Origin of the sequence: Streptomyces sp. (assembly GCF_035644915.1) — a bacterium.
Classification (GTDB): domain Bacteria; phylum Actinomycetota; class Actinomycetes; order Streptomycetales; family Streptomycetaceae; genus Streptomyces.
In genome coordinates this window covers 23,007-29,356 of record NZ_DASQNP010000081.1, presented here as the reverse complement: position 1 = coordinate 29,356, position 6,350 = coordinate 23,007, and the positions used below count along the sequence as shown (strand labels likewise).

At 73.8% G+C, this 6,350-nt stretch carries 8 protein-coding genes and 1 pseudogene; 8 read left to right on the top strand and 1 reads right to left on the bottom strand.

The features are described from left to right. The coding region (locus tag VE546_RS09455; protein ID WP_324920610.1) for an MFS transporter at positions 1-830 on the bottom strand (830 nt) is incomplete at its 3' end. A 220-nt stretch (positions 831-1,050) separates the two neighbouring features. Here VE546_RS09455 and rpsP point away from each other — a divergent pair. From rpsP to lepB (VE546_RS09415), 8 genes and pseudogenes are all read left to right on the top strand, one after another. Further along, a pseudogene (rpsP, locus tag VE546_RS09450) lies at positions 1,051-1,479 on the top strand (30S ribosomal protein S16); the annotation flags it as partial. A gap of 234 nt (positions 1,480-1,713) precedes the next feature. Continuing rightward, a complete protein-coding gene (locus VE546_RS09445) occupies positions 1,714-1,953 on the top strand; it encodes an RNA-binding protein (RefSeq protein ID WP_324920608.1) in 240 nt (79 codons plus the stop codon). 38 nt (positions 1,954-1,991) lie between these two features. Then, positions 1,992-2,501, top strand: a complete 510-nt coding sequence (rimM, locus tag VE546_RS09440; protein WP_324920606.1) for a ribosome maturation factor RimM — start codon at positions 1,992-1,994, stop codon at positions 2,499-2,501. 1 nt (position 2,502) lies between these two features. Beyond that, positions 2,503-3,258, top strand: a complete 756-nt coding sequence (gene trmD, locus VE546_RS09435; RefSeq protein WP_324920605.1) for a tRNA (guanosine(37)-N1)-methyltransferase TrmD — start codon at positions 2,503-2,505, stop codon at positions 3,256-3,258. A 97-nt stretch (positions 3,259-3,355) separates the two neighbouring features. Then, complete coding sequence (gene rplS / locus VE546_RS09430; RefSeq protein WP_324920603.1) at positions 3,356-3,703, top strand: 50S ribosomal protein L19; 348 nt, start codon at positions 3,356-3,358, stop codon at positions 3,701-3,703. Between the two features lie 99 nt (positions 3,704-3,802). Continuing rightward, positions 3,803-4,444, top strand: a complete 642-nt coding sequence (lepB, locus tag VE546_RS09425) for a signal peptidase I (protein WP_324920601.1) — start codon at positions 3,803-3,805, stop codon at positions 4,442-4,444. Next, a complete protein-coding gene (gene lepB / locus VE546_RS09420) occupies positions 4,437-5,414 on the top strand; it encodes a signal peptidase I (protein WP_324920599.1) in 978 nt (325 codons plus the stop codon). Before lepB (VE546_RS09425) ends, lepB (VE546_RS09420) begins: the two co-directional genes overlap by 8 nt. 18 nt (positions 5,415-5,432) lie before the next feature. Then, entirely contained in the window at positions 5,433-6,329 is an 897-nt protein-coding gene (gene lepB / locus VE546_RS09415; protein WP_324920597.1) for a signal peptidase I, read from the top strand. The last annotated feature ends 21 nt before the right edge of the window (positions 6,330-6,350 follow it).

Here is a 6,350-nt window from a genome sequence, read left to right as displayed (position 1 = left end):
AGCGCGAAGACCGAGAACAGCAGCCCGCCGGTGGCGCGGCTGGCCCCGAGCTCCTCGGCCAGCAGCGGGAAGGCCACGGGCAAGGCGCCGAAGCCGGCGAAGGCCAGCGTGGTGGCGATCGTGATCGAGCGCAGCGCCGGCGTGGTGGCCAGGTGCCGCACGCCCGACCACACGGTGCGCAGCAGGGAGGCAGCGCCGGGGTCCGCGGCCGGCGGCGGCATCGGCACGCGCAGCACGGCGAGCAGCGCCAGGCCGCTCACCGCTGCCGTGGCGCCCACCGCGGCGGCCGGGTCGACCAGCCCGGCGAGCGCTCCGGCTAACGCTGGTCCGCCCACGGCGGCCGAGTTGTACGACGTCGCCTCCGCCCCGTAGGCCCGGCGCAGCAGCGACGGGCGCACCAGCGGGGCGATCAGGCCGGTGAAGCCGCCGGTGAGCACCGGCATGGCCAGCCCGGCCACCAGCGCGAGGCCGACGACGACCGCACCCGGAGCGCGTCCCGTGACGGCCAGCAGCGCCACGAGGACGCTCAGCAGCAGGACCTGGTTGACCACGAAGGCCGAGCGCCGCCGCGACGTCCGGTCCAGCCAGGCGCCGAGCAGCGGACCCGTGACGAGGGCGGGCAGGGCGAGCGCTCCGACGACGGTGCCGGCGAGCGCGGGCGAGCCCGTGCGGTCCAGCACGAGCAGCACCAGCGCGACGCGGGCCGCCTCGTTGGCCAGCCGGGCGGTGGTCGACGCGGTGAACAGCGGGACGAGCCCGGGCGAGCGCCAGAGCCGGTCCTCCAGCGCCGGGGCGGCCGGGGCAGCGGCGTCGGCGGTGGGGGCGGTCACCCCAGGGACAACGCCTGCGGCTGCTCCTCATGCCCGCGGCTGCCGTGAGACGCCTCACCCGCGGTGGCGAAGCGGCAGGTCTGGCACACTGGTCGGCGAGCTACCGCCGCACGACGGCCCTCTACCCGTCGACGGCGTGTCCGCACGAACGCGACCCCGGCGCACCCCCACGCGCCACGGGTCGCCTCCCCACGCCGTACGACTGGAGCACCAAGAACCCGTGGCAACCAAGATCAAGCTGATGCGCCTGGGCAAGATGCGCGCCCCGTACTACCGGATCGTCGTCGCCGACGCCCGCACCAAGCGGGACGGCCGGTCGATCGAGACGATCGGCAAGTACCACCCCAAGGAGGACCCCTCCTTCATCGAGGTCGACAGCGACCGCGCGCAGTACTGGCTCGGCGTCGGCGCGCAGCCGACCGAGGCCGTCGCCGCGATCCTGCGCGTCACCGGTGACTGGCAGAAGTTCAAGGGCGAGCCCGCGCCGCCGCCCATGCTGGTGGCCGAGCCCAAGGCCGACAAGAAGGCCGTCTTCGAGGCCGCCGCCCGCGAGGGCATCGACGGCGGCGCCGGTGGCGCGGCCACCACGCCGAAGAAGAAGGCCGGCAAGAAGGTCGACGACGACAACGCGCCTGCCGGTCACGCTGCTCCGCCGGCCGACCAGCCCGCCACCGCCGTCCAGGTCGCCGACGGCGAGCCCGACGTCACCCCGCCCGGCGTCACCGCCGAGCCCAAGGCCGAGGCTGCCGACGCGCCGCCGGCCGACGCCGTCGCCGACGCCCCCGGTACCGGTGGCACCGGCAGCACGTCCGACGACTCCGCCGCCTCGATGGCTGCCGACGCCGCGACGTCCGGCGACGACGCCAGCGACAAGGCGTAGCCGGTGCTCGAGAACGCCCTCGAGCACCTGGTCAAGGGCATCGTCGACAACCCGGACGACGTCACGGTCGACCTGGTCTCCGGCCGGCGCGGCCGCACCCTGGAGGTGCGGGTCAACCCGGACGACCTCGGCAAGGTGATCGGCCGCAACGGCCGCACGGCCAAGGCGCTGCGCACCGTCATGACGGCGCTCGGCGGCAAGGGCGTGCGGGTGGACGTCGTCGACACCGACGAGATCCGCTGACGTCAGCACCCACCCCGCCCGGCCCCGACGACCTCGTCGTGGTCGGGCGGATCGGTCGCCCGCAGGGCATCAAGGGCGAGGTCACCGTCGAGGTCCGCACCGACGACCCCGAGGCGCGGTTCGCCGCGGGCGCCGTGCTGCTCACCGACCCGCCGGAGCGCGGACCGCTCACCGTCGAGGTGTCGCGCGACCACTCCGGGCGGCTCGTCGTCGCCTTCGCGGGCGTGCCCGACCGCAGCGCGGCTGAGCTCCTGCGCGACACGATGCTGCTCGTCGACGTCCGCACCCTGCCGCCGATCGAGGACGAGGACGAGTTCCACGACTGGCAGCTGCGCGGGCTGTCGGCCGTGCTGCGCGACGGCACCGACGTGGGCGTCGTCGACGACGTCCTGCACCTGCCGCACGGCGACGTGCTGGTGATCGCCCGTCCGGAGGGCGAGGCGCTGGTGCCGTTCGTGCGCGCCGTCGTCCCCGACGTCGACCTGAGCTCCCGGCGGGTGGTGCTCGACCCGCCGCCCGGGCTGCTCGAGGAAGTAGCCGAGGACTGACGTGCAGGTCGACGTCGTCACGATCTTCCCGGAGTACCTGGCGCCGCTGGGCGGCTCGCTGCTCGGCAAGGCGCAGCAGCGCGGGCTGCTCGACGTCCGCGTGCACGACCTGCGCACCTGGACCACCGACGTGCACCGCACCGTCGACGACAGCCCCTACGGCGGCGGCCCGGGCATGGTCATGAAGCCCGAGCCGTGGGGTCAGGCGCTGGACGCCGTGCTGGCCGGCGGCGGCCCGGTCGACGCGCCGCTGCTGCTCGTGCCCTCGCCCAGCGGACGCCGGCTGGACCAGCGGCTGGCCGCCGAGCTCGCGACCGAGCCGTGGCTGGCCTTCGCCTGCGGCCGGTACGAGGGCATCGACTCCCGGGTGCTGGAGGACGCCGCCGAGCGGATGCGGGTGCTGGAGGTCTCGCTCGGCGACTACGTGCTGGCCGGGGGAGAGGTGGCCGTGCTCGTCGTCGTCGAGGCGGTGGCCCGGCTGCTGCCCGGCGTGCTGGGCAACCCGGAGTCGGTGGTCGACGACTCCTTCGCGGCCGGCTCGATGGAGGCGCTGCTCGAGGGGCCGGTCTACACGCGGCCCGCGGTGTGGCGGGGCCACGCGGTGCCGGAGGTGCTGCTCTCGGGTGACCACGCCGCCATCGCCCGCTGGCGTCAGGAGCAGGCGCAGGCCCGCACGGCAGCCCGTCGTCCCGACCTGTCCGGGCCCCCGGAGGCCCTCGGCGAGCAGCCGGGCCCGGGCGGCGGTGTGGCAGAGTAGAGGGCTGTCGGCCGCCCGCGTCCCGGGCCGGACCGCCCCCTGACCAGCCCGGCCCGCGCCCTCGCGCGCGGTGCCGCACGAGGAAGTGAACCCCGCGATGAACGTCCTGGACGAGCTCGACGCCGCGCAGCTGCGCACCGACGTGCCGGAGTTCCGGCCCGGCGACACCGTCGACGTCGGCGTCCGGGTCGTCGAGGGCAACCGCTCCCGCGTCCAGCGCTTCCAGGGCGTCGTCATCCGCCGCCAGGGAGGCGGCTCGCGCGAGACGTTCACCGTCCGCAAGGTGAGCTTCGGCGTCGGCGTGGAGCGCACCTTCCCGGTGCACACCCCGGTCGTCGAGAAGATCGAGGTCGTCACCCGCGGTGACGTCCGCCGCGCCAAGCTGTACTACCTGCGCGAGCTGCGCGGCAAGGCCGCCAAGATCAAGGAGAAGCGCGAGAACTGAGCCGGGCCGGGCTCGCGCGGCGGCCCGCGGCCACGGGAGGCGGCGGGACCGCGCCGTCTCCCCCCGGACCATCACCCGCCGGGTTAGGCTCTCGGCTCGATGGACACCGACGCACGGCACACACGGCCCACGGAGCGCGACGGCTCCCCGGCCCCCTCGACGGGGCGGGGGAGCCGGTCGCGCTCCGTGCGTGTGGGGGCGGTCGCCGCCGCGGCGGCGCTGGTGCTCTCGCTGGTCCACGCGTTCGTGGCGGAGCCCTTCCGCATCCCGAGCGACTCGATGGCGAACACCCTCCGAACCGGCGACCGCGCCCTGGTGAACAAGCTGGCGTACCGTTTCGGCAACCTTCCGCGCCGCGGAGACGTTGTGGTGTTCGACGGTACCGGCTCGTTCGACCGGGAACCGTCGGAGGGAACCGACTACGTCAAGCGGGTCGTCGCGGTCGGCGGGGACAGGGTCACGTGCTGCGACGAGCGGGGGAGGATCGAGGTGAACGGCCAACCGGTGAACGAGGCCTACCTGCATCCCGGCGACCGGCCCTCGGCCGTCCCGTTCGACGTCGAGGTCCCCGCGGGACGCCTGTGGGTGATGGGCGACCACCGCTCCCGGTCGCGGGACTCCCGCGACCACCTCGGCGCCCCCGGCGGCGGCACCGTACCGGTGGACCGGGTGATCGGCCGGGTCGACTGGGTCGTCTGGCCGGCCGACCGCTGGACCTCCCTGCGGGGCCGCCATGGGTAGACGCGGACGGCCGCGAGGACGCCGGGCGGTCGGCGCAGCACCCGGCAACGGCTCGGCCCGGGAGCCCCGGTCGACACTGCGCGGCCCCGGCGAGGGGCGGGCGGACCGCCGCCGCGCGGCCAAACGGATCAAGCGGCGGCGCCGGCTGTCGGCCACCAAGGAGATACCCATCCTGGTGGGCGTGGCCCTGCTGATCGCGCTGGTGCTCAAGACCTTCCTGGTCCAGGCGTTCGTCATCCCCTCCGGCTCGATGGAGCAGACCATCAGGATCGACGACCGGGTGCTGGTGGACAAGCTGACCCCCTGGTTCGGCGCGCGCCCCGAACGCGGCGACGTGGTGGTCTTCAAGGACCCCGGCGGCTGGCTGCCACCCGAGGAGAAGCCGGAGCGGAACGACCCGATAGGGATCAAACAGGGCAGGCAGTTCCTGACGTTCATCGGCCTGCTGCCCTCCGACGACGAGCAGGACCTGATCAAACGGGTCATCGGAATCGGCGGCGACACCGTCAAGTGCTGCGACGAGGACGGCCGGGTCACCGTCAACGGCACGCCGCTGAACGAACCGTACCTCCACCCCGGCAACGCGCCCTCGCAGATGCGCTTCGAGGTGAAGGTGCCCGAGAACCGGATCTTCGTGATGGGCGACCATCGCGCCAACTCGGCCGACTCCCGTTACCACCTGGAAGAGCCGGGTAAGGGGACCATTCCGGAGGAGCTCGTGGTGGGCAAGGCCGTGGTGATCGCCTGGCCGTACTCCCACTGGCGACGCCTGGAGGAGCCCGAGACCTACGCCTCGGTGCCGGACCCGCGCGGCGAGCCCGCCTCCGCGGCCGCCGGCGACGACAATGACGGGGTGCGGATCCCGGGCGTTCCGAGCCCTGCGGAACTCCCGCTCGTTATGGGAGTGGTGGGTCTGCACCGACTGAGGCGCGGGCGACGGCGCGCTACGAAGCGCATGCGAGCAGTGTGAGGAGTGGATGTGGGGGACGTGGCGGTAGGAGCGCGCTCCGACGCGGACGGACCGGAGAAGCGGACCGGCGACGAGCCCGTGGACCGCGGTGAGGAACAGGCCACGGAGCCCGACGGCGGAGAAGGCGTGACGGACAAGAAGCAACGCTCCTTCCTGAAGGAACTCCCCCTGCTGATCGGCATCGCGCTGCTCCTGGCGCTGCTGATCAAGACCTTCCTGGTCCAGGCGTTCTCCATCCCCTCCGACTCGATGCAGAACACCCTCCAGCGGGGCGACCGGGTGCTGGTGGACAAGCTGACCCCCTGGTTCGGGGCCGAACCCGAACGCGGCGAGGTCGTCGTCTTCCACGACCCGGGCGGCTGGCTGGACGAGTCGGTGCAGACGGACTCCAACGGCATCGGGGCCGCCTTCCAGGAGGTCATGAGCTTCATCGGGCTGATGCCCTCCGCCGAGGAGCAGGACCTCATCAAGCGGGTCATCGCGGTCGGCGGCGACACCGTGGCCTGCGAGAAGAACGGGCCCGTCACGGTCAACGGCAAGGCCCTGGACGAGAAGTCCTACATCTATCCCGGGAACACCCCCTGCGGCAGTGAGGGCTTCGGCCCGGTCAAGGTCCCCGAGGGCCGGATCTGGGTGATGGGCGACCACCGCCACAACTCCCTGGACTCCCGCTTCCACCAGGAGCTGCCCGGACACGGGACGGTGTCCGTGGACGACGTGGTGGGACGGGCCATCGTCAAGGCCTGGCCGATCGACCGCTGGGGCACCCTCCCGGTCCCGGACACCTTCGCCGAGCAGGGCCTGGCCGCCGCACCGGCGGCGATGGGGCTGGCGGGCGCGGTGCCGCTGGTGCTGTGGCGGCGGCGCCTGAAGGCCGGGACCGCCCGCGCGCGGGACGAGTCCGCCACGCGCTGACCCGCGGAACGTACCCGAAGG